Origin of the sequence: Streptomyces sp. NPDC091376, from assembly GCF_044757085.1 — a bacterium.
Taxonomy (GTDB): Bacteria; Actinomycetota; Actinomycetes; order Streptomycetales; family Streptomycetaceae; genus Streptomyces; species Streptomyces pratisoli.
Genome location: NZ_JBIVUF010000072.1, coordinates 1 through 1,401, shown reverse-complemented (window position 1 = coordinate 1,401; position 1,401 = coordinate 1). Strand labels below are relative to the sequence as shown.

General features: G+C 66.7%; 2 protein-coding genes. One reads left to right on the top strand and one right to left on the bottom strand.

Annotated elements, in window-relative coordinates; all coding sequences use genetic code 11:
- Positions 1-536: hypothetical protein (locus tag ACIQMR_RS38375; protein WP_401397800.1), on the top strand; the 536-nt coding region annotated here is incomplete at its 5' end.
- Here ACIQMR_RS38375 and ACIQMR_RS38370 read toward each other — a convergent pair.
- Positions 528-1,360 (bottom strand): IS5 family transposase gene (locus ACIQMR_RS38370; RefSeq protein ID WP_401397797.1). Its coding sequence is split into 2 segments (ribosomal slippage): positions 528-1,003 and positions 1,003-1,360, totalling 834 coding nucleotides; the frame shifts between segments, so codons are not numbered across the junction. The two genes, ACIQMR_RS38375 and ACIQMR_RS38370, sit on opposite strands and share 9 nt — an antisense overlap.
- Positions 1,361-1,401 lie beyond the last annotated feature (41 nt).

The window sequence follows — 1,401 nt, the reverse complement described above, 5'->3', positions numbered from 1 at the left end:
AGACCTCGTTTCTTTTGGTGGTTCTCGGGGCCGAGCTGCGCAGGGATACTGCTGTGGTGCTGTTGACGTGGATCGCTGAGGTGGCGGCCGAGCCCCTGGTGCTGGAGCCGACTGACCGGCGAGTGGAGTGGGAGACCAACACCTGGTCGCTGGGTGCGGCGGACGAGGACAGGAGTTCGTTGGCCGTCGCCGAGGTGGTGGATGCCTTCGAGCGGACTGCTGCTGCCATCCGGGAACGCATTCGCGATCTGGGCTTTCCCGGGGTGGCGACGTTCTACGTGTGGCACGACGAACAGGCAGGGCAGCTCCGGTGCTCGACCGGTTCTGTGCCCCCGGATGCGTTGCCGTTCAGCGGTCCCTATGTGGCTTCAGAGGACCTCGGTCCGATCGTCGAGGGATTTCTGGCCGACGACGAGCCGGGCTTCATCGCCTGGTCGGAGCTGGACGACGCGCAGGGCTTCTCGGAGCAGGCCGAGACCGAACTGGAGATCACGCCCTTGGATGTCTGGGTCAGCAGTGTCGGAGCCTCACGCTGACTGGTCCTGCCCGTCCACACGGACGAGTCGGCGGTGGCAGATGAGGGCTGCGGCTATGCCAGCGAAGGCGAGAAAATGTTCTGCCTTGCGTTCGTAGCGGCGGTGGAGTCGGCGGCAGCCGGCGAGCCAGGACACGGTCCTCTCAACAACCCACCGGTGGCGGCCGAGCCGCTGTGAGGACTCGATGCCCTTGCGTGCGATGCGATGGCGGATGCCGCGCTTGCGGAGCCATCGGCGCAGGTGGTCGTAGTCGTAACCCTTGTCGGCGTGCAACTTCGCCGGACGACGACGTCGGGGTCCGCGGGGAGAACGAATGGGCGGGATGCCACGCACAAGCGGCTGCAGGCCGAGGCTGTCGTGCATGTTGGCACCGGAGATGCCCAGCGACAGGGGCAGTCCGTTCCGATCGGTGATCAGGTGAATCTTCGATCCACTCTTGCCACGGTCGGTCGGATTCGGTCCCGTCAGTGGCCCCCTTTTGCCGCCCGGACGCTGACCGAGTCGATCGCGCATCGCGACCAGTCCAGCTCACCACAGCCCCCGAGTTCGTCGAGAATGACCCGGTGGAGCCGGGCCCAGACGCGGGCTCGGCTCCACCGGGCGAACCGCCGGTAGACCGTCTGCCAGCTCGGTCCGAACACCGGCGGGAGCTGCCGCCAGGTGCAGCCCGAGGTCGCCACGAAGATGATCGCGGCGAGGGCCTCGCGGTCACCTGCCCGACGCCGGCCCCCGCCTTGCGGACGTATCACTTCCGTCGGCGGCACCACTCGCCGGAACAGCACCCACAACTCGTCCGGCACCAGCCGTTCAACCAGATCCGTCATGCACGGATCAACGAGCGATCACGCCATAAGAAACGACGTCT